We start from the raw sequence: 21,324 nt of genomic DNA on the forward strand, positions 1-21,324 counted from the left end.
ATTTCACTACCGTTTATTTAGGAAACGGGTCAGCTGTCCCTGAATCATGGACGCTTGCCCCGGTCTCTTCTCAAGAAGCTGTTGCTTCAGCAGGCGATGCAACTGCTGGTCCGACAGCTCGCGGCGCTTCACCTCGGACTGCTCGCTGACGATCGTCGCATCATCCGATTCCTTGGATACCGGATTCATGACCTGCTTAATCCCCGCGATATTAACGCCCTTCTCAATTAGAGACTTGATTTCGAGCAGCCGTTCTACGTCGTTGAACGAGAATAACCGCTGATTACCGGCCGTCCGCGCCGGCACGATCAGCTCATGCTGCTCATAATAACGGATTTGCCTGGCCGTTAGATCCGTCAGCTTCATAACGATGCCTATTGGAAATAAGGCCATATTCCTGCGAATTTCATCAGCCATGTCGCATCAACCTTCCAGTCGCTCATTTATAGGTTCATTGTATCGTTGAGCTATAAATGTGTCAAGTTGTGTAAGGTTTAATCACAACCAAACCTTTTTGGACGAGCTTAGCTAACGCGATCAATACACCGTATTTGGCATGGGCATACGTCAGACCGCCTTGCATATAGGCGATGTATGGATCACGGATCGGCGCATCCGCCGACAGCTCCAGACTGCCCCCCTGGATAAAGGTGCCGGCTGCCATAATGACAGGATTCTCATAACCCGGCATATCCCACGGCTCAGGGACGACATGAGCATCCACAGCCGCTGCTTCTTGAATGCCCTGTACGAATGCAATAAGATGATCGGCTTGTCCGAAGCGAACCGCTTGGATCAGATCCGTTCTAGGCTCTCGCCAATGCGGCTTGCTCTCGAAGCCAAGGCGCTCGAACATCGCAGCCGCAAAGACGCTGCCCTTCAAGGCTTGTCCCACCAAATGAGGGGACAGGAAAAGCCCCTGGTACATCGAACGCATCGTTCCCAACATAGCGCCGACCTCGCTGCCAATGCCCGGGGCGGTCAGCCGGTAGGAAGCAGCCTCCACTGCCTTCTGGGTTCCTGCCACATACCCGCCGGTCTCCGCAAGTCCCCCACCTGGATTTTTGATTAGTGAACCGGCAATCAGATCTGCTCCCACCTGTGTCGGCTCCATGAGCTCTGTGAATTCGCCGTAACAATTGTCTACAAAGACCAGTACATCCGGCTTCAGCGCTTTGACACGCTGGATCATATCGCCGATTTGCTGCACGGTAAAGCTCGACCGCCAGTCATACCCGCGCGATCGTTGAATGCCGATCACTTTGGTTTTCTCCGTCAACGCCGATTCGATTCCGTCCCAATCCAAATCTCCGTCAGGAAGCAGCGCAACCTCGTTATAGGCTACCCCCCAATCCTGCAAAGAGCCTTTGCCGTCACCCGGCTTGCCAATGACCTTATGAAGCGTGTCATAGGGCTTGCCCGTTATATAGATCAGCTCGTCACCGGGTCGAAGCAACCCGAACAGAGCGCAGCTGATCGTATGTGTACCGGATGCAAAATGCGGCCTCACCAGCGCCGCTTCCGCGCCGAATACATCCGCATACACCAAATCCAGCACTTCACGGCCGCGGTCGTTGTAGCCGTAGCCTGTCGATCCGGCAAAGTGATAATCACTGACTCGATGGCGCTTGAACGCCTCAATGACCTTCCATTGATTGCGTTCCGCAGTTCGATCGATTCTGCGGAACGCTTCGACAACCCGATCTTCCTCTTCTTCTGCCATCTGGAGCAGGCTTTCCCATAGTTCCCCGTTCTCTTGTTGAATCTTGCTCATGCTTCTGCTTCTCCCTTTTTCAAATTGCAGCTAGCTTCGTTCTAATTTCAAGTCCTCCGGCCGGATCGACATCAGCTCGCCTTTGCCGGGCACGGAATTGGAATACTGTCCAATCAGGCGCACCGCTTGATGGCGAATCGCCTTCTCGATCGTATTGCGCACAAACCTAGCGTTGCTGAACGAAAACATATCGCTTTGTTTCTCCTGCATCAGATGCTGTCTCAGCTTGAATACCGTCTGCGGCATCATCACATAATCCCGCTCCTTCACCATCAGCTCCCCGATTTGAATCAGCTGGTCTACCGAATAGTCGGGAAAATCGATTTGGATCGGGAAGCGTGACGGCAGCCCTGGATTCGTCATCAGGAATTGTTCAATCTCCAGCGGATATCCCGCCAAAATCAGCACAAAGCCATTGCGATGATCCTCCATCGCCTTCACCAGTGTATCGATCGCTTCCTTGCCGAAGTCCTTCTCGCCGCCTCTGGCAAGGCTGTACGCCTCATCTACAAATAATACGCCGCCCATCGCCTTGCGTACCAGGTCACGTGTCTTCTGCGCCGTATGGCCGATATATTCGCCAACCAGGTCAGCCCGCTCTACCTCAATGAGATGACCTTTCGTCAACACGCCCATCTTCTGGAACAGCTTCGCTACAATTCTTGCAATGGTTGTCTTTCCCGTACCGGGATTGCCCTTGAAGATCATATGATAAACTTGAGAGCCGCCATACAAGCCTGCCTCTGTCCGCATTCGGCTAATGTAGAGCAGCGCATAAATTTCATAGACCAATGCCTTGACGTTATCCATACCGACCATTGGCTCCAGTTCCTTCTGGATATCGGCAAAATGGTCCACCGCAGGCAACGGCTTTACGGATGGCAGCGGCTCCGCTTCAAGCGCATGGGCCGAGGCGCTGCTGCCGAATGTCTCATGGCTGCGCAATACAACATTAATCTGGCGGGAAGGTCTACTCGTTCCGTTGCCTGGTCCCGATATGACGTGTCCGCTCATCTGGCGCATCACCTTTCCTTTTCAGAAGCTGCTCGCACTACAAGAGGTTGTTCAAAAAGTCCACTTTTGATCACGAAGGAGATCAGGGAGCCAACTCGACATCGAATATGGCATTCAGCCGGAACTTCCGGTGCTCACGTAGCTTCCACTACGTTCCGCTCCTCATTTCCTAGCTTCATCCCATCTTCTGCAGCGTTTTGCAAAAACGCATCATCGGAAGCATAAGCTCATGTGCTGAAAACCGAACTTTTTGAACACGCACTACAAGTGTATTCTATCTTGCAGCGTCATATTAGCAGATTCAAAGCATGGACTCAGGCGAGCGGAGACCGGCGGTAAGCAGCAGCCAGTCCAGCTTCCACTTGGTGAACGCCAGCACTTCTCTGGAATCATTATAGAACTCATTAAGGACAGCCGACTTGACACCTGCAACGCCAGCAAGATCAAGCCCTGCATACGCGGCTATCTCTCCGGCGCGGGCCGCATGGTAATCATGCGTAATGACCAGATAAGTGGCATGTCCCTTCTCTTCGGCAAGCATACTGCTGAACACCAGATTTTGATACGTGCTCGTGGAGTGCGTCTCTAGCAACAGCTTGTCTTCCGGCACGCCTTTCTCCACCAGATAGTTCCTCATCCCCTCGGCCTCCGACAACGTGGAGGCTCGCCCCCCGTGTCCGCCGGAGAGGACCAGCGTCTTCACTGTTCCGTTCTCCAACAGCGTGCGGGCATACTCCAGCCTCTCTCGAAGTGCCGGGCTGGGTCGGTCATTCCATAACGCCGCACCCAGCACGATTCCGGCGTCAGCCGCCGGATAAGCCTCTTTGGGGCTATAACCATTAATGAGCCAGAGCATATAGCCGCTCCATAATACACCTACCGCAATTCCCCACATAATGAAACGAAATAAGAGCAGCCACGGGCGAAAAACACGCTTCCGTCTCCGCGGTCTGCTCTTCTTTTGTACTGCTGCTTTCATGATTCGCTAAGTTCCCCCGTTCTCTCCGCCAGCGTCTTGCGATGCTTAAGGCTTAGCGTAAAATAACGGAACCTGCCGTTGCGGATGCTGGACAACAGCCTTCCAGCCGTCTTGCGGGCCAGCGCGACATCCCTGCTGCTTACATCCCCATCACGCAAGGCGTCCTCCAGCTCATCCTCATCCATCAAATAAACTTCGCCGCTAGGCAATACGACTACATCCAGATACAGATCATCAAACCACGGCACCTGCTGATCCGTTAAGCCTTGCGTCTTGCATACATCAATATACCATTGAATGACGCGTCCTTTATCATCGAACATCGTCGTAACGACAAAATGTTCGCCCTTCGGAAAATGCTGCATCCACAAATAACCACGATCGGCCAGACAGAGCCTCCGCCCGTCATATTCCTTCCAAAGCGGCTCCCTTAACTCATGAATCCGATAAAAGGTAACCAGACCTCGGAACTCGTCGCCGTCAAGCGCCAGGCAGGAGTAGCTTCTCCGCAGGATGCGGCGCCAATTCGCCCGGTCAGAAAATTTTCTCTTCATACGGAACGTACCTTTCCGTTCATATTGGTAACCCCTATAGAGAAAGATTACCATATCTTAACGTCCATCTCCACCCGACGGGGAAAATAAACACGCACAGCTTGTACCGGCGTTAGTGAGCCATGCCCTCTAATGAACAAAAAAGCGCCCCGCTGGCTGATCAGTCCAGCGGCGGGGCGCTTCATGCTATACCACTTCAATCACGATTGATTCAATGATGATATCCTCGATCGGGGAGCCATTCTGAACAGGACTCGCTGCGATCTGACGGACGGTATCCATACCGCTTTCAACCTTGCCGAAGATGGTATAGTTCGGCTGCCGGTTCAGATTGGATGCCTCTGGTCCTGTGCAAATGAAAAATTGGCTGCTGCCTGAGTTCGGCGAACCGGTATTGAACATCGCTACCGTGCCTTCCTCATAGACCGATTCCGAATTCAGCTCGTCGGGAATCCGGTAGCCCGCATTGCCCGTGCCGTTGCCTTTCGGATCGCCTGTCTGGATCATAAAGGATTCAATAATGGAATGAAACTTCAGACCTTCGTAGAAGCCTTCGTTCGAGAGGAACACAAAGTTGTTCACCGTTACAGGTGCCGCCTTCGCATACAGCTCCACTACGAACTCTCCCTTGCTCGTTGCAATTATGGCCTTATACTGCTTGTCCAGGTCAATCGACATTTGCGGCATTCTGTCCCAGCTTACGGCTTTCATCGGCTCGGTACCGGACTTTCCGTCCGACACCGGCACCGTGTTGCCCTTGGACCCGCAACCTGCAACGAGCAGCATGATAGCTATGACTACAAGTACGTTACGGAATGTTCCCATGCTTCGAATCGACATGTCCAACCACCTATTCCTGCTATATGCTTAGAGTCCGCCTACCGATACCCCGTCTCCGGCATTGCCGGCAGGAGGAGGAGTCGGATCGATAAGGCCGACTTCCCCATCTCCTTCGCCAGGATTGCCTGTGTTGCCAGGCGTCTCAGGCGTGCCAGGGTCGGTGCCCTCACCGCCGTTTTCCCCGCCGTTGCCATCTTCTCCGCCTTGTTCGCCTTCACCAGGCGGCGTCACCGGAGGAGGTGTTGGATTCTCAGGCTCCATCGGAATTTCCGGAATGCCAATATCGATCTCCGGTACGGCAATCGTGATGACATTCGACGGCTCGCTCCGCTGATTGGTAGCGGCGTCGTAAGCCACAACATAATAATCGTAGGTCACGCCCGGGAAGACACTCATATCTTCGGTATAAGGCGTAACGGTATCCACAAAGCGGATATAATCGCTTGCTCCGCTTTCCTTCCGGTACACTTCATACGTAATATCCTTTTCGCTTACCGGATCCCAGCTAAGCATTACTCTGGCATCTGGCTCGGAGAATACCGCCTTGAAGTTCTTGATCGTGATCGGCGGTTTATCTTCCTTCACGTTGTTCGGACGCTTGAAGCTGTCCTTCGCAACGCCTTTCAGTGCAGGGCGCATCACCTTGGCGAACAATGCCGCCGACTGACCCCCGCCTTTAGTGAGCAAATGATTTACGTCGGTCTTATCGTAGCCCATCCAGACAGCGGCTGTCCACTCCGGCGTATAGCCGACGAACCAGGCATCCTTGATGCCATTGCCTTTGTAGCCCGGAATACCGGCTTGTGTCGTGCCTGTTTTGCCCGCTACCGGACGATCGATCGCCGCCCTTGCGCCTGTGCCGCCCTTCTCGACGACCGCTTGCATCATTTCGGTCAAGTACCATGCCGTCTCAGGAGACATGAGCTGCTGGGTTGGCGGCGCTTTGTATTCCCAGTTCTTCTTGCCTGTAATCTTCGTAATCGCATGCGGATCGACGGACTTGCCGCCGTTCGCCATAATGCTGTAGGCTGTTGCCATCTGCAGCGGCGAAGCGCCGCGCGTCAGACCGCCAAGCGCCATCGCCAGGTTGCGGTCGTCCGGCTCCAGCGTAAGGCCCAGCTTCTCCGCGAATGCCGCCCCTTGCTTGACGCCGACTTCATTAAGCATCCATACCGCCGCCAGGTTGCGCGAGTCCTTCATCGCTTGCGTCATCGAGACAGGAGCAGCGCCCCATCTGTCTTGCGGGCAATAGTTCGAGAAGCACTTCTGGTCGTTCTTCAGCGTGGACCACGGGAAGTACTTGCCCGACTCCAGCGCAGGACCGTAGGCGACAATCGGCTTGATCGCCGAACCCGGCTGGCGCATCTTGTCCACACGATTCCAGCCGCGCGACGAATAATCGCGTCCGCCAGCGATAGCCTTAATCTCACCGCTGCGGTGGTCAATGATGATCATTGAACCTTGTACGATTTGATCGTCTTTGCTCTCCTCGAAGTTGGAAGGATCGGCGAATTCCTTATCCATCGTATCCTGAGCTTGCGGGTCAAGCGACGTATAGATATGCAGTCCGCCGACGCGCAGCTCTTCCTCGGACAAGCCGGTAATCTTCATCGCCTCATTCAGCACGAAGTCGGAATAAGCATAATACTTACCGCTCTTCATTGCGTTCTGATTTGGCGGCACCTCATAGACGACAGCCTGCGCTTCCTTCATCTCTGCTTCTGTAATATAGCCTTGATCGTACATCAGACGAAGCACGACCGCTCTGCGGTTCATCGATTCATCCGGATTGATAAGCGGATTGAAGCGGTTTGGCGCCTTCGGCATCGCGGCCAGTGTCGCGGCTTGCCACAGCTTCATATCTTCCAGCTCTACACCGAAATAAAATTCGGCCGCAGCCTTCACGCCATGAATCCCTTTGCCGAAGTAAATCCGGTTCAAGTACATCGTCAATATTTCATCCTTGGTCAGCTGCTGCTCAAGCGCAACCGCGATGGAAGCCTCCGTCGCTTTGCGGAAGAACGTCTTGTCTGCCGACAGGAATACGTTTTTGGCCAGTTGCTGCGTAATCGTACTGCCGCCCTCGACGGCGCTGCGGGCGATAACGTCCTTCACAAGCGCACGTCCGATCGCCCAGAAGTCCAGCCCCGAATGCTCGCGGAACCGTTGGTCTTCCGTGGCAACAATTGCATTTTTCATAAAATCGGGAATTTCCGAAAACTCCGCTACTTCGCGATGATCCAATACATCGTATAGCCTGGATATCTCATTGCCATTCACATCATAGATGATGGATGCTTCTCCGAATTCAAGCTTGCTGCCATGCTCCTCAAGCAGCCTCTCACCGTTGAGTACAATTAATAGATAACCGATAATGCCGCATACAATAGCAATTACTGCTGTAAAAAAGAGACCGTAGAACCATGCTTTGCCTGACATTCGTCTCTTTTTCTTTGTCTTTGTTTTTGGTTTCGTAGTAGTAGTGGTGGTCCTTCTCCTAGGTTGTTCAGCCATGATGACTCCCCTCCTGCTTCCTTGCTTCGTTTTATCTAGCATTGCCGCGAAAAGGCAAGAGCAACCCAGCTCAGAGCGGGTTGCCCTTGCATGCCGCTATCTAGTTAAACGAATCCCTCTATAAGAAAGTTTCACATTGATCGCTAAACTAGCCCTCAGACGGGTTTTGTTCCTGCTGCATCAAAGAAACGTTCCGTTGCGGTACGAAGGTGGAAATTGCGTGCTTGTACACCATCTGCTGACGGCCTTCGCTGTCAATGATGATTGTGAAATTATCAAAGGCTTTGATCACGCCCCGAATTTGAAAACCATTCATCAAAAAAACGGTAACCGGAATGTTATCCTTTCGCAACTGGTTCAGGAACGTATCTTGAATATTGATTGATTTGTTCATTGGACGTTACCCCCGTCTAAAAAAGATTGATTAGAAGTATATTCAAGATGATCTTGAAACTTTCCTGCTATTATAGCATGAATCGAGCGCAAATTGTTGTGAAAATTTTCCCCCATATCGATCCAGTGGATATCTCCCATATGCCGGAACCAGGATAATTGCCGCTTGGCGAACCTCCTCGTATCCCGCTTCAGCAGCTCTACAGCCGCTTCGTAGCTACACTCGCCCCGCAAGTAACGGGCGATTTCCTTATAGCCGAGCGCTTGCATCGGCACGGCATGCGGCGGCAAGTTGCGGGCAAGCAGCCGCTCTACTTCCTCAACCAGACCTTCCTGCAGCATCTCGTCGATGCGTTGCTCGATGCGGCGGTACAGTACCGCCCGATCCATCGTCAGACCGATGAGCACCAGGTTGTAAGGGGATTCCTTCTTCTGGCCCGCCTGCTGCTCGGTGAAGGATTGTCCCGTTGTATGCTGCACCTCCAGCGCGCGGATCACGCGCCGGATATCATTGGGATGCAGACGCTCGGCGGCAACCGGATCGACATCAGCCAGCTTCCGGTGAAGCGCCTCTGCTCCCTGCTGCTCGGCATAGGCTTCCATCTCTGTGCGAAAGACCTCGTCAGAACCTCTGTCGGCGAATTGATAGTTATAGCAGAGCGACTCAACGTAAAGCCCCGTACCGCCAACCACGAACGGCAGCTTCCCACGGTTGGCGATATCCGCTATCGCGCTGGCGGCCTCCGCTTGAAAGTCGGCAGCGGAATAAGCTTCCTCCGGCTCCCGTATATCGATAAGATGATGAGGCACGCCCTGCCGTTCATCCTCTTTTATTTTCGCTGTTCCGATATCCATCGTCCGGTACACCTGCATGGAATCGCCGGATATGATCTCCGCGTTCCAAGAACGGGCGATGTTCAAGCTAAGCGCTGTCTTTCCGACAGCCGTCGGGCCGATGAGGACGAGCAGCGGCGGCTTGCCTGCAGCACGATTCTCCGGTACTCCCGTTAGATCAGTCAATGGTAATCACTCCGTATGCTATTTTCGATGAATTGAACTGGGTGCGCGTGAAGCCAAGACGGTCGAATTCGTCGCTGACTCCGTTTTCTTTCATAATAACCGTCTTCCTGGCGACGCGTTTCGCCTGTTCGACCACTTCCAGACTCAGCTCGTCCATATTGGCGAGCGAGCGGAAGGCGCCTATCGCGGCAGATTCCATGATGGGCTGGCGGAACATGGGGTCAAAGTAGACGATATCCGCACTGTTGTCCGGCTGGGCAGCCAAGTATTCGGCATGGTTGCTGCAAGTCATCTGAATCCGCCTCATCGCATCGTTCACATCCGGCAGCCCCGTATCGTAGTGCTTCAGACCTTGTCTCACCAGCGAACAGAGAACCGGCTCGCTCTCCAGCGCGATGACTTCGCCCCCCTCTCCTGCCGCATACGAGAAGACAAGAGCGTCTGCCGCCATGCCGGCCGTGCAATCGATAATATGGTCGCCCGGCTCGCAGCGCGACAGCCCAATGAGCGGATCACTCTCGCCCTTGCGCAGCCGCTTCACCCGGACAAATGCCATGCTGGGATGGAAGAACAGCGGCGGCTCCTCCGGGTGTTCATAATACCGCGTCTCGCTATCCGTGACGATGATAACACGATTATCGCCGCTAATCTCCAGCAGCTTGCGCACGGACAGGCCTTTGCGCGGTCTGGCGTCCGCTTGAAGCTCTGCTGCCAGCTTGCCCGCCTGTTCCAGCGATCTGGGCGTAGGCTTCGGAGCCGTCGTAATAATCATGACATCACCCGTTTGAACATTTTTTCAAGCTGATAAGTAGATAAGTGAACAATAATCGGACGGCCGTGCGGACAAGTGTACGGCTGGGAGCAGCGGGACAGCCGCGCCAGCAGCGCATCGCCCTCTTCTCTTGTCATCCGGTCATTGGCTTTGATGGACGCCTTGCAGGCGCACATAATCGCCGCCTTCTCCCTCAGCTTCGTCACGTTAATCGATTTGCGCTCCTCAATGAGCAGCTCAGCCATTTCCTCAATCAGCGATTGCTCCTGGCCCTCCGGCATCCATTCCGGATAGGCGCGAACGAGGAAGGTCTGCGCGCCGAACGGCTCAATCTCGACACCCGCCTCGCGGAACAAGTCGGTCATGTCCCGCAGCTGCGATGCATCCCCCGGCGTGAATTCCAGCGTCAGCGGGACAAGAAGTCCTTGGCTTGCAGCAACAGGATTCCCAAATTTATGAAGGTAATACTCATAATTAATCCGTTCATGCGCGGCATGCTGATCGATCAGGTATAAGCCGTCATCCGCTTGTGCGACAATATAGGTGCCGTGATGCTGGCCGATCCAATGCAGCTCCGGGAAGCGAGGATCAGCGGCTGGCATCTGGTCGGCTTGCCGCCCTCCTGAGACAGCAGCATCTGACTCGGTATTAGCCGGCATTCCTTCCTCAGGGAAGCTTGATGATTCAGCAGCTCCGGCCTCCTTTTCGAGGGCAGATTGCTTAGCATCGTTGGCGGACAGATCGGGCTGCAGATGGACAGGCGGCGATCCCTCATCCTCAGCGGTTAGCCCTGCATGATTCTCTGAGTCGTAAGACACTGTCGCGGATTCCCGCCATGCCCAATCCCCTTCACGGGGATCAGGCGTCGGTGCAGACGGCGCATACAGCCTCTCCGCGGCATCCCGCGGCACCTGCTCCCGATGGGGAGGCTGAGATTGCCAGGATGGCCGATCGGAACGGCCTCCCGGCTGGGCTGAACGACGAACATCATCGCTGCTTGCCGACCAGCCGGTTTTTCCGGAATCGGAGGAAGCAGCCGATCTTCCATATGGCGTTCGAGCCGGTCCATCAGAATGAAAAACCTCTCTCGATTGTTCAATTGGAGCCGTTGGCGCTACGTCCATTCGGGTGTCGGCTCGATCTGGCGCAGCGGTCGTTTCTGCAGTCGCTGCCGCCTCGGAACGTGCAGCTGATGACGGAGAAGCCCCAGCGCCAGAAGTCGCCGAATCTGCCGCTCCCTTCCCTTGAACGGGATCACCTATGCGGTCCGCGATATGGAACGAAATCGCATCCTGTACATACTGCGGCTTGGAGCGGCTGCTCCCCGTCGCTGCTCCAGGTATGTAACGATGCGCCCCAAGTACATCCTTCACGGTCCGTTCAATCAATGCACGAAGCTCCGTCTCCTTGCTGAACCGCACCTCCATCTTCGAAGGATGCACGTTCACATCCAGCAGGCCGGGATGCATGCCAAGCTCCAGCACAACAAGCGGGAACCGGTTGATCGGCAGAAGCGTATGGTAGGCCTGCAGCAGCGATTGATTCACCGCATGACTGCGGATATACCGACCGTTCACTACCGCCGTAATGCCGTTCCGGTTCGCCCGGGTCAGATCGGGCTTCGACACGAAGCCGGTTAATTCATAATCGGCATCCGATCCGGAGACGGGAAGCATCGCCTTCGCTGCGCTGGTGCCATAGATGGCAGCGATGACCTGCAGTCTGTCGCCGGTCCCCATTGTACGCAGCAATACATTGCCATTATGCTTCAAGGTAAAGGCAATACCGGGATGTGCCAGCGCCAGCCGATTAATATAATCGGAGATATGGCCGAGCTCCGTCTGAATGGACTTCATATACTTAAGCCTTGCAGGCGTATTGTAGAACAGATCGCGCACGCTCATGTCCGTGCCCCGCGGTGCGTTGGCAGGCTCATCAGCTGTGACATGACCGCCTTCAATTACCAGCTTGCGGGCAAGTCCACTGTCTGTATTGGCCGACATGCATGTCAGCCTGGAGACCGCTGCAATACTGGGCAGCGCCTCTCCCCTGAAGCCAAGGCTCGCAATGCGGAACAGATCACTGCTCGTCGAGATTTTGCTCGTCGCATGGCGTTGGAAGGCCGTCGCGATATCATCAGGCTCGATGCCGCCTCCATTATCCGTCACCCGGATCAGCGTCAGACCGCCTTCCTCGATGGTGATATCAATCTCCGTACTGCCTGCGTCAATCGCATTCTCCGCAAGCTCCTTGACGACGGAGGATGGCCTCTCCACTACTTCGCCGGCGGCAATCTGGTTCGCCAGCTGCTCGTCCAGCAATTTAATTCTCGACATGTCTTCACGCTCCTTCCGTTATGGACAGCACTAATCTCTCAGCTTTGCTTTCCTGTCATTCAGCCACTGCATCGCCATCATTGGCGTCATATTGAACAGATCCAGGCTGCGCAGCTCCTCTGCCAGCTGCTCCGCCTTGGCCGATGCCTTGCGCGCCTTCGGCGCTTCCGCTGCCGCCGCCGAATCCTCGAACATGGACAGCTGCACAACAGCAGTGGTCTTAGCAGGCGCGGACTCCGCAACGATAAGCATATCAGCTCCTAATGACGACCGCTTGCCATTGTCGCTGCTCTCCGTCTCGTCCAGAAGCTCGTATGCTCTGCCGATGATGGAATTGGGCAGTCCCGCCAGCTGAGCGCAATAGATGCCGTAGCTCGTGCTTGCCGCACCCGGTATCAGCTTGCGCAGGAAAGTCACGTCATCCCCGCTTTCCTCCACAGCCATACGGACGTTCGAGAGCGACTTAAGCGAATCCTCCAAATGCGCGAGCTCATGGAAATGCGTAGAGACAAGCGCCTTACAGCCAATATGGTGATGAACATATTCGATGACTGCCTGGGCGATCGCCATGCCTTCGCCAGTAGATGTGCCTCTGCCCAGCTCATCAATAATGACCAGACTTGCGGACGTCGCTTTCTCCGTCATCGTCTGAATATCCTTCATCTCGACCATAAAGGTGCTCTGGCCGCCGATCAGATCATCCGCCGCGCCGATGCGCGTGAAGATACGGTCGACAAGTGGGAGCACAGCCGACTTCGCTGGCACGAAGCAGCCGATCTGCGCCATTACGCTAATCAGCGCCGCTTGGCGCATATAGGTGCTCTTGCCCGCCATGTTCGGACCCGTGATGAGCAGGATGCGCTGTTCCTCTGCGCTCAGGCGCGTGTCATTGGCGATGAACGGCTCACCGTCCATCACCGCCTCTACGACGGGATGGCGTCCCTCTGCTACGCCAATATCGAAGCCTTCCGTCATGCTCGGCCGAATATAACGACGTTCGGCGCTGACCGTTGCGAACGATTGGTAGACATCGAGCTCAGCAATCATGGAAGCGGCTTGCTGCAGACGATGCAGATGCAAGGCGATATGGTCGCGCAGCTCCAGGAATCTCGCATATTCCAGATCGACCATCTTGTCTTCCGCTTCAAGGATGAGCCGTTCCTTCTCCTTCAGCTCCGGTGTGACGAACCGCTCGGCATTGGCCAGCGTCTGCTTCCGCTCGTAGCGGCCTTCCGGCAGCATCGACAGATTGGTTTTGGACACTTCCAGGAAGTAGCCAAATACTTTGTTGTAGCCGATCTTCAGCGACTTGATGCCTGTCGCCTCGCGTTCCGAACGCTCCAGCTCGGCCAGCCACTTCTTCCCGTTCGTGCTCGCTTCGCGAAGCTGATCCAGATACTCGTCGTAGCCAGCGCGAATCAGCCCGCCTTCCCGAATGGATACAGGAGGCTCCTCGACAATGACCGTCTCGATCATATCCGCCAGATCAGAGCAATCGTCAGCATCCCGCACCAATTCCTGCAGCACAGCGGAACCCGATGCCTCGCATAGTGCGGTCAGAGACGGGATACGGCGCAGCGAGCTTCTCAGCGCATTCAGATCGCGCCCGTTCGCATTGCCGTACGCGACGCGCCCCACAAGCCGTTCCAGATCGTAGATCGGCGAGAGCTCGGCGCGAATATCCTCGCGCAATATGAGATCGCGGTACAGCGTCTCCACCGCGTCGAGCCGACGATCGATTGCGCTCTGGCTTAGCAGCGGCTTGTCGATCCAGCGGCGCAGCAGCCTTGCGCCCATCGAGGTGCCTGTCCGGTCCAGCAGCCAGAGCAGCGAGCCTTTCTTACTGCGGTCGCGCACCGTCTCGGTCAGCTCCAGATTGCGTCTTGTATAGTGGTCCAGAATCATATATTGATTCGGTTCATAGGATTTGATCGCCGTTACATGGCCAAGCGAGCGCTTCTGCGTCTCTTCCAGATAACCGGTAAGAACGCCAACCGCCTTCAGCCTAGCTTCCTGCAAGCCTGCAAGCTGCTCCTCGCCGAATTGAGCCGCCATGCGCTCGCGGGACACGGCGCCGCGCTCCGTCAGCGGAATCTGGCGGCCCCATGACGCGTCGCCCGACAATAGCCGGATAAGCGCTTCATCGCCTACGACTTCCGACGGCACATAGACATTCAGCTCGTCAATCATCGAAGCCGGAGATTCCGGAAAAGAAGTAACATAGAACTCTCCCGTCGAGAGATCGCATGCCGCAACGCCTAGCATGCCGCCAGCGGCCGCGACTGAGGCGATAAAGTTGTTCGACTTGCCTTCCAGCGACTTGGCCTCCATAACCGTGCCGGGCGTTACGATGCGGACGATCTCGCGCCGGACGACGCCTTTGGCCGCGGACGGATCCTCCACCTGCTCGCAGATCGCAACCTTGTAGCCCTTCTCGATCAGGCGGTTAATATAATTTTCAGCGGAATGATAGGGAACCCCGCACATCGGAATTTTGGAGCTGCCGCCGCCCTCTCTGCCTGTGAGCGTAATCTCCAGCTCGCGCGAGGCGTTAATGGCGTCGTCAAAAAACATTTCATAGAAATCGCCCAATCGGAAAAACAGGAAAGCGTCCTTCGCTTCCTCCTTCACGGACAAATATTGCTGAATCATCGGAGTATAACCGGCCATCTCTTCGTTCCTCCCGATATGTACTTGATCATCACTAGCGTGTATGCATGAAGAACCGCCGCTTCTTGAAGCGGCTTGTCCTGTTAAGCGGTCTGATCAGATAGGGTTGTCCGAACGCAGCAGAATCCCGCCAATGCACTTGCAAGCGCAGTTGCTGAATCTTCTGTCCGGTATCAAACCATCTCTTCATTATACCAATCGGAAGGAGTCTAGGCTATAACCCGGAGAAAGGAGATAGGAGGTATAAACGTTCTGAAAACAGAACGAGCCTTCATACGACGGGAACCGGTATGCGCCACTTCGCCCGGATATCTTTGCTTTCGTCCCAGGTCTTCCCTTGCCGCGCAGATTCGAACAGAGGCTCGATATAGCGGGCCAGCGCGGGGTAGCTCTCCGTCGCGGCCACGGCATCCGCGACCTCATCCAGGCAGCCGGCCAGCTCTGTGCGGTCGCCGGTATAATATGCCTCCGCGAAGCGCTCCTCCTGAGCGGGAATGCGCGGCATCCGCAGCGCTTCCCGTGCGCACAGAAGCGCAAGCGCAAACGCCGCCTTCGCCGCTGCCGGAGATACGAGCCAGCTCGGCAGCGTGCGGTACTCGAACCCGCCATGCGGCTGCGGGCGGAAGTCCCCGAGCGCGCCGTAGCGGGGACGGCGGCCCCGCCCGGCGGGGTCCTCCACCAGCGCGAGCGGATAAGCCGCGCAGCTGTCCAGCAGGCGGAGCAAGCGGCCGGTAAGCGGCGCTCCGCTAATATGGATATGCCCGCCGAGCGCCAGCCCCGGCAAGGGCATCGCTCCGGCGACCCAGCGCAGCTCCGGGTCGCCGATCTTCACGGCGGCGCGCGCCAGCAGCCGCCGCACATTCGCGGCGAGCGCGGCGGGCGTCTCCGCCGGCTCGGGCCGCAGCTCGGCGACGGGATAGAGCAGCCGCCGCCCGATGTACATCGCGTCGGTGCCGGCTGCGCCCCTTGCGCCTTCGCCGAAAAACCGCGACGCCGGAGCCAGCTTGCCCGCCGGCGTCAGCAGCGCAAATTCGGGGTCGGCGCCGATAAGCAGCAGCCGCCCCTGCATCCCTGTTGCAGCGGCGGCATACCTCGCCGCGAACTGCCGCGCCAGCTCCGCGCCTTGCAGCGTATCCGCCGCAAGCGGCCATGCCGCCACGATCGCGGCGCGCCCCTCGTCGCTCAGGGATACCTCGGCATCGCCGATCTCCAGCCCGAGCGCATACAGCGCCCGGACCGCGACTCTCGCCACGCGGCGCAGCGGCGGAGCTTCCGGCCATCCCTCGGCAGCCAGCGACAGGGAGCGGCCATTCACAAGCCGGTGAATAGCATAGGGCTCCAGATTGACCACCGTCACGCGGTATAGTCTCGCCTCTGCTTCTTCCGCTTCTCTCGCTTCCGAACAGCTCAATCCTGCCCGTTTCCATAACCGGCATCGCTGCTCTGTGCTCATGAGGGCGGCATGCGCCGCGCCTGCGTTCACGACCCATACACCGTCGAACGCATCGGGCGAAATGGGAACTCGCAGCGACGATGCAATGACCGCATCCCCCGCACACAAGCCTGAACTTGCTGCAACAGCCCCATTGCCCTCCGGCGGTTCTGCAAGCTGTACGCCGGCAAGGTTGCCGTCCTCCCCTCTCCATAGCCATGTCGCTGCCATCGCCATCCGCCTCTTTCCCCTCAAGCTAATATGAAGCCGTCTTGTATGCCCGCTTCATCGCTGCCTGCCAGATTTCACGCCAAAAAAGGGCTCCGGTCAAAAAAAAGGAGGGCTTTCGCCCTCGAATCTGCCGCACATCCGGCATATACTGCGTTATCCGCTCCCAGCGCGGAAGAGTTCATTCCCTTACAGCTCGTCGTCCAGCAGGTCGGCGTCCAGGTCCTCGTAATCACCATCGTCATCGCCGAGGCTGAAATCCAAATCCTTGTCATCCAGGTCGTCGCAACCGCCTGGAATAACCGCTACGCATACCTTCGTCTCGGCGATCATCTCAACCGCGAACTCACGCTCTACACGAACGATAACATTTTGCCCGCTCGATGAGATATTCGCTTCGATACAGTTAGGCTCCTGGAGCACTTCCGCAGACACTTCCTCCGTGGCAACCCTATGTTTAGGATCTACATACGAGAGCGGTACATTTTCGACGAATTGTACGGATTCTTTGGCTACATCTGTTTGCGAATTTTTGTTGTACGAATACCAAATGTTGATATCGTAAGTACCGATCACCTCAATACCGTCGCCCGAACGAACCGCTTCATACTGATGGTTGATGATCCATGCGCCCAAAATACTGGTCGGATGGTGAGGCGGTGTAACGGTATGGGTTACAGTGGAAAACTTACGACCTTTGCCGCAGACAGCTTTAGTAATAATTTCTCTGCACTGTAGCTGTTTATCTGCAATAGTCATTGATTTAACCTCCTCCATACAATCATTCAATTAAAGTGTATGCAGGTCATAGGCGTTTGTTGATTAAACGAGTCTAATCAACGAAATTTATTTTACATGCCTCCTGCGGCAAAGCGCCATTCCCCGCAGGAAACGAATGCAAGGCCGTCGGTAACATTTCTTCTGTACATCTATATTCAGCCGCCGGTCGAAATATGAGATAAGAAGCTTAATTTGAGCCGCTCTTCCTTTTCTCCCCTTCCGCCGGAACGGGCTTTTTCTTCATGCGCTTCGCTACAGCCAGGTAGCGGTCGACCTCATGCAGCAGCGTCAACAGCGCCGCGCGAATCTCGAATTCCTCGCGTGTCTTCGGCAGCTCCATCTCCCGGAATGAACGCATCAGGTTGAATACCATCCCCTCCGCCTTACCTTGATAGACTTCTGATTTCACGTCCCCGGCAAGCCGTTCCAGCAGCTCGGCGATCAGCTCGCCTTGCGGCCATTTCTCATAGACGAGCGCAAGCTCCGCAATCATCTGCTGGATCGAGTAGAGCTGCTGTCTGCGCATCTCGAAGTAACCCGGCCAGTAGGTCGAAGGCTCCTGGTACCATAGCCGGTTCTCCGAATTGCGGACGGAACGCTTCGCTCCCTCTTCAATAATACGGTGAGCATCAAGCAGCTCCGAGCCGTTCCATAGATGAATCGGATCACGCAGTGTAGCAGCCATCTCGCGGAAGATTGTGCTGAGCGCATGCTCCAGCTGCGAGCGCACCGCCAGCAGCTCCTTCTCGTCTTTGGGCATATAGATGAAGTTAATGGCCGTCGCCCAGCCGAGTCCGACGAACAGTAGCAGAATCTCGTTGCCCAGGAAGGAAGCGGTAACTTGTCCATGCGTGAACAAGTGAAAGACGATAACCGCGCTCGTAATAATGCCGTCCTTAAGCTGGAATCTGGACAGGATCGGGAACGAAACGAGAATGTAGATGGCTACCGCCCAATAATGGAAGCCAAATACCGTAAAGATAAGCGAAGCGAAAAAAAGACCCAGCACCGAGGCGACGAACCGGGCAGTGGCGCTCTTCAGCCCCTTTTTCCGCGTCACCTCAACGCCGAGTATAGCCAGCATGCCAGCCGACAAGGCTGGCTCCAATCCCAAATAATAAGCGGTATAGATCGCGGCGATTGCCGCCAGCGCTGTTTTGATTACCCTAATGCCCATGATGATGCCCTCTAATCCGGTAGAATAATTTCCTTCCATCATCCTACCGTTCCCGCCAGCCCTCCGTCAACCGCTTCTCCAGCGCTGCGACCAACTGGTACATCATGGTGGCGACAATGCCGATCACGACAAGGCTGGAGAGGACAAGCGTAAAGTTGAATACTTGAAACCCATATATAATCTGATAGCCAAGGCCCACTCTCGCCACCAGAAATTCCCCTACAATAACGCCGACCCAAGCGAGTCCTACGTTGACCTTCAGCGTCGCGATAATGACAGGAAACGAGCCTGGCAGGATGACCAGACGGAACAGCTGGAGCCTCGATGCCCCGAACAAGCGAACGACTTTAATGTAGCCGGTGTCGATTTCCCGGAACCGATTATAAATATTAATGGTCGTAATAATGACCGTTACCGACAGGGTGATGGCGACGATGGACATGAAGCCCGGTCCCAAACCAACTATAAATATGGGGCCCAATGCGACCTTCGGCATGCTGTTCAATACGACCAAATAAGGATCAAGCACACGGGAGAGAAACGGAAACCACCATAGAAGAGCCGCAATGACGGTGCCCAGAATGGTGCCCAGCGCGAAGCCCGCTATCGTCTCTGTCACTGTCGCCCCTACATGAGGCCACAGCGTCCCGTCCGTTGCTGTCCGGAGAATCTGATCGAAGAGCTTGCTGGGATAGCTGAACAGAAGGGGATCGATCCACTTATTCCTTCCTGCCGCTTCCCACAAGCCAATGAACAGCACAAGCAGCGTAAGCTGGGTCGTGCCGACTGCCCAGGACAATGATCGTGATTTGCGTTTATGCTTATCGTACAAGCCATTCATTAGCGTAACCCGCTCTTCCTGAATACCGGACAGTCCCAGCTGGTCATCTGCCTTGCGTTCCTTGTCGCTTCCACCCTTACCCGGATGGCTGTCATTCATCGCTTTCACCTCCAGCTCCATCCACCGCATCCAGCTCTGACCACAGCTCTTCGAAAAGCGTCTGGAAGCCCGCCAGCTTGCGTGCCGTCATGGGATCAGCCAATCTGATCTTCTCAGGAACCTCAATCTCCTTGCGGATACGTCCCGGATTGCGGCCAAGCACAATGATCCGGTCGCTCATCGCCGCAGCCTCCGCCAGATCATGCGTGACCAGGACGGCGGTTTTACCGAGCTTTTTGAGTGTCTGTACGACCAAGTCCTCCAGTTGAAGCTTGATATGAAGGTCGAGCGCCGAGAACGGCTCATCCAGCAGCAGCACATCCGGCTCCGTCACGAGTGTCCGGGCAAGCGCAACCCTCTGGCGCATGCCGCCCGACAGCTCATGCGGGTAGCGGTGACCGGAATCACCCAGCCCCAGCTCCGTGAGCCATCCCTCCACAGCTTCCATTGTCTTGCGGGATTTGGTGCCGTTAATCTCAAGCCCGATAGCAGCGTTGTCCCTGATGGAGCGCCACGGGAACAAATAATCCTGCTGCAACATATATCCAACCTTAGACGAAGGCCCGCTCACCCGCTCTCCCCCGAGCAATACTTCCCCCGTTGTCGGCGGGAACAGTCCTGCCAGCAAGCTGAGTAGCGTTGTCTTGCCGCATCCGCTAGGTCCGACGAGACTGACGAACTCTCCTTGCGCTACGGAGAGATCTATTCCTTCGACGGCCAGCGATGCCCCTTTGTCATTCACATACACATGAGAGAGCCGCTGTAGCGCCAGCGCCGGAGTATCCTTCATTCCATCGCCCCCTCGCATCCGATTATTCTACTTCACCGAAGCGATAGCTTCCTTGGCGAATTCGGTATTCACCAGGACGCTATGCTCCGGCCGCTGGTCCAGCTCTCCTGCGGATGTGATGACATCAATCAAATTGTTCCATTCCGCTTCATCCACAATCGGATCTGTTGCGAATGAGCCTTGCTGCTTGTAGCGGTCAATTGAGCTTACCAAGATATCGCGGTCCACGTTCTCGAAGTAAGGCAGTACAACATCGGCAATCTCTTCCGCGCTATGATCGGCAACCCAATTTTGCGCTTTGTAGACGGCATTGGTGAACGCTTGAACATCTTTGCCGTTTTTCTCGATAAAGCTTCCTTTCGTCATGAACACGGTATAGGGCAGAAGTCCGCTCTCCGTACCGAAGGAAGCGACAACATGCCCTCTGCCTTCCTTCTCGAAGATCGATGCCGTAGGCTCGAACAATTGCACATAATCGCCAGTGCCGGACGAGAAGGCAGCCGGGATATTGGCGAAGTCCACATTCTGGATCAGCTCCAGATCATGATGCGGATTGATGCCGTTTTTCTTCATAGAGAATTCCCCGGCCATCTGCGGCATGCCGCCAACTCTCTGGCCCAGGAAGACGCTGCCCTTCAGCGAGTTCCAATCGAAATTGTCGATTTGCTCTCTTGCGACAAGGAACGTGCCGTCCGTCTGCGTCAGCTGAGCGAAGTTGATGACCGGATCGTCTGCGCCCTGCTGATAGACATAGATGGATGTCTCCGAACCGACAAGCGCCACGTCGACCACGTTCGAGAGCAGCGCTGTCATCGTCTTGTCGCCGCCCGGCGTCGTGGTGAGTTCAATCTTCAATCCCTCCTCCTCAAAGAAGCCTTTTTCAATCGCTACGTATTGCGGCGCGTAGAACAGCGATCGCGTCACCTCTCCGATCCGGATGAGCTTCTTGTCCGAATCTCCCCCTCCGCAGCCTGCAAGGGCCGCAGTAGCCGCTAGCATAAATGCAAGCAGCAGCGTGCCATATGCACGTTTGCTCATAACCATACCTCCCGCCAATAGGCAAAAATAGATGTACCACAGCCTATGCGGGAGCCATCAGCGCTGTGATAGC

19 protein-coding genes are annotated in these 21,324 nt (G+C 55.6%); all 19 read right to left on the reverse strand.

Going from position 1 to position 21,324, the window contains the following annotated elements; translation table 11 throughout:
* Nucleotides 1-6: 6 nt before the first annotated feature.
* The 19 genes from ACFVSO_RS11590 to ACFVSO_RS11680 all read right to left on the reverse strand — a co-directional run bounded on the left by ACFVSO_RS11590 (nucleotide 7) and on the right by ACFVSO_RS11680 (nucleotide 21,251).
* Nucleotides 7-417, reverse strand: a complete 411-nt coding sequence (locus tag ACFVSO_RS11590) for a MerR family transcriptional regulator (RefSeq protein ID WP_119799669.1) — start codon at nucleotides 415-417, stop codon at nucleotides 7-9.
* Between the two features lie 61 nt (nucleotides 418-478).
* A complete protein-coding gene (locus ACFVSO_RS11595) occupies nucleotides 479-1,723 on the reverse strand; it encodes a methionine gamma-lyase family protein (RefSeq protein WP_387474264.1) in 1,245 nt (414 codons plus the stop codon).
* Nucleotides 1,724-1,804: 81 nt separating this feature from the next.
* Complete coding sequence (locus tag ACFVSO_RS11600; RefSeq protein ID WP_387473435.1) at nucleotides 1,805-2,788, reverse strand: AAA family ATPase; 984 nt, start codon at nucleotides 2,786-2,788, stop codon at nucleotides 1,805-1,807.
* Nucleotides 2,789-3,089: 301 nt separating this feature from the next.
* Nucleotides 3,090-3,767 (reverse strand): YdcF family protein, encoded by a 678-nt coding sequence (locus tag ACFVSO_RS11605; protein ID WP_387473438.1) that lies wholly within the window; start codon nucleotides 3,765-3,767, stop codon nucleotides 3,090-3,092.
* Nucleotides 3,764-4,321, reverse strand: coding sequence for a ribonuclease FAU-1 family protein (locus ACFVSO_RS11610; protein ID WP_387473440.1), 558 nt, complete (start codon nucleotides 4,319-4,321; stop codon nucleotides 3,764-3,766). The genes ACFVSO_RS11605 and ACFVSO_RS11610 overlap by 4 nt, the downstream gene beginning before the upstream one ends.
* Nucleotides 4,322-4,507: 186 nt before the next feature.
* Nucleotides 4,508-5,161 (reverse strand): peptidylprolyl isomerase, encoded by a 654-nt coding sequence (locus ACFVSO_RS11615; protein ID WP_387473442.1) that lies wholly within the window; start codon nucleotides 5,159-5,161, stop codon nucleotides 4,508-4,510.
* Nucleotides 5,162-5,188: 27 nt separating this feature from the next.
* Nucleotides 5,189-7,675: a transglycosylase domain-containing protein gene (locus ACFVSO_RS11620; RefSeq protein WP_387473445.1), complete on the reverse strand. Its 2,487-nt coding sequence runs from the start codon at nucleotides 7,673-7,675 to the stop codon at nucleotides 5,189-5,191.
* Nucleotides 7,676-7,823: 148 nt separating this feature from the next.
* Entirely contained in the window at nucleotides 7,824-8,069 is a 246-nt protein-coding gene (gene hfq / locus ACFVSO_RS11625; RefSeq protein ID WP_116044566.1) for an RNA chaperone Hfq, read from the reverse strand.
* Nucleotides 8,066-9,088 carry a tRNA (adenosine(37)-N6)-dimethylallyltransferase MiaA gene (miaA, locus tag ACFVSO_RS11630; protein ID WP_387473449.1) on the reverse strand — a complete coding sequence of 341 codons (1,023 nt, stop codon included), beginning with the start codon at nucleotides 9,086-9,088 and terminating at the stop codon, nucleotides 8,066-8,068. Before miaA ends, hfq begins: the two co-directional genes overlap by 4 nt.
* Nucleotides 9,081-9,860 (reverse strand): class I SAM-dependent methyltransferase, encoded by a 780-nt coding sequence (locus tag ACFVSO_RS11635; protein WP_387473452.1) that lies wholly within the window; start codon nucleotides 9,858-9,860, stop codon nucleotides 9,081-9,083. The genes miaA and ACFVSO_RS11635 overlap by 8 nt, the downstream gene beginning before the upstream one ends.
* The gene (gene mutL / locus ACFVSO_RS11640; RefSeq protein ID WP_387473454.1) at nucleotides 9,857-12,196 is read right to left on the reverse strand and encodes a DNA mismatch repair endonuclease MutL; all 2,340 of its coding nucleotides are present in this window, start codon (nucleotides 12,194-12,196) and stop codon (nucleotides 9,857-9,859) included. The genes ACFVSO_RS11635 and mutL overlap by 4 nt, the downstream gene beginning before the upstream one ends.
* A gap of 30 nt (nucleotides 12,197-12,226) precedes the next feature.
* Nucleotides 12,227-14,866 carry a DNA mismatch repair protein MutS gene (gene mutS, locus ACFVSO_RS11645; protein ID WP_387473456.1) on the reverse strand — a complete coding sequence of 880 codons (2,640 nt, stop codon included), beginning with the start codon at nucleotides 14,864-14,866 and terminating at the stop codon, nucleotides 12,227-12,229.
* 34 nt (nucleotides 14,867-14,900) lie between these two features.
* Complete coding sequence (locus ACFVSO_RS11650; RefSeq protein WP_387473458.1) at nucleotides 14,901-15,056, reverse strand: hypothetical protein; 156 nt, start codon at nucleotides 15,054-15,056, stop codon at nucleotides 14,901-14,903.
* An 81-nt stretch (nucleotides 15,057-15,137) separates the two neighbouring features.
* The gene (locus ACFVSO_RS11655) at nucleotides 15,138-16,529 is read right to left on the reverse strand and encodes a putative amidoligase domain-containing protein (protein ID WP_387473461.1); all 1,392 of its coding nucleotides are present in this window, start codon (nucleotides 16,527-16,529) and stop codon (nucleotides 15,138-15,140) included.
* Between the two features lie 186 nt (nucleotides 16,530-16,715).
* Nucleotides 16,716-17,285 carry an outer spore coat protein CotE gene (locus ACFVSO_RS11660; protein WP_387473463.1) on the reverse strand — a complete coding sequence of 190 codons (570 nt, stop codon included), beginning with the start codon at nucleotides 17,283-17,285 and terminating at the stop codon, nucleotides 16,716-16,718.
* Between the two features lie 208 nt (nucleotides 17,286-17,493).
* Nucleotides 17,494-18,525 carry an aromatic acid exporter family protein gene (locus ACFVSO_RS11665; RefSeq protein ID WP_387473466.1) on the reverse strand — a complete coding sequence of 344 codons (1,032 nt, stop codon included), beginning with the start codon at nucleotides 18,523-18,525 and terminating at the stop codon, nucleotides 17,494-17,496.
* Between the two features lies 1 nt (nucleotide 18,526).
* Complete coding sequence (locus ACFVSO_RS11670) at nucleotides 18,527-19,324, reverse strand: ABC transporter permease (RefSeq protein ID WP_387474266.1); 798 nt, start codon at nucleotides 19,322-19,324, stop codon at nucleotides 18,527-18,529.
* Nucleotides 19,325-19,415: 91 nt separating this feature from the next.
* Nucleotides 19,416-20,213 (reverse strand): ABC transporter ATP-binding protein, encoded by a 798-nt coding sequence (locus tag ACFVSO_RS11675; RefSeq protein ID WP_387473468.1) that lies wholly within the window; start codon nucleotides 20,211-20,213, stop codon nucleotides 19,416-19,418.
* A 27-nt stretch (nucleotides 20,214-20,240) separates the two neighbouring features.
* Nucleotides 20,241-21,251 carry an ABC transporter substrate-binding protein gene (locus ACFVSO_RS11680; protein ID WP_387473470.1) on the reverse strand — a complete coding sequence of 337 codons (1,011 nt, stop codon included), beginning with the start codon at nucleotides 21,249-21,251 and terminating at the stop codon, nucleotides 20,241-20,243.
* Between the last annotated feature and the right edge of the window lie 73 nt (nucleotides 21,252-21,324).

The sequence above is a fragment of the Paenibacillus sp. NPDC057967 genome (assembly GCF_042887015.1).
In the GTDB taxonomy this organism is placed as follows: Bacteria; Bacillota; Bacilli; order Paenibacillales; family Paenibacillaceae; genus Pristimantibacillus.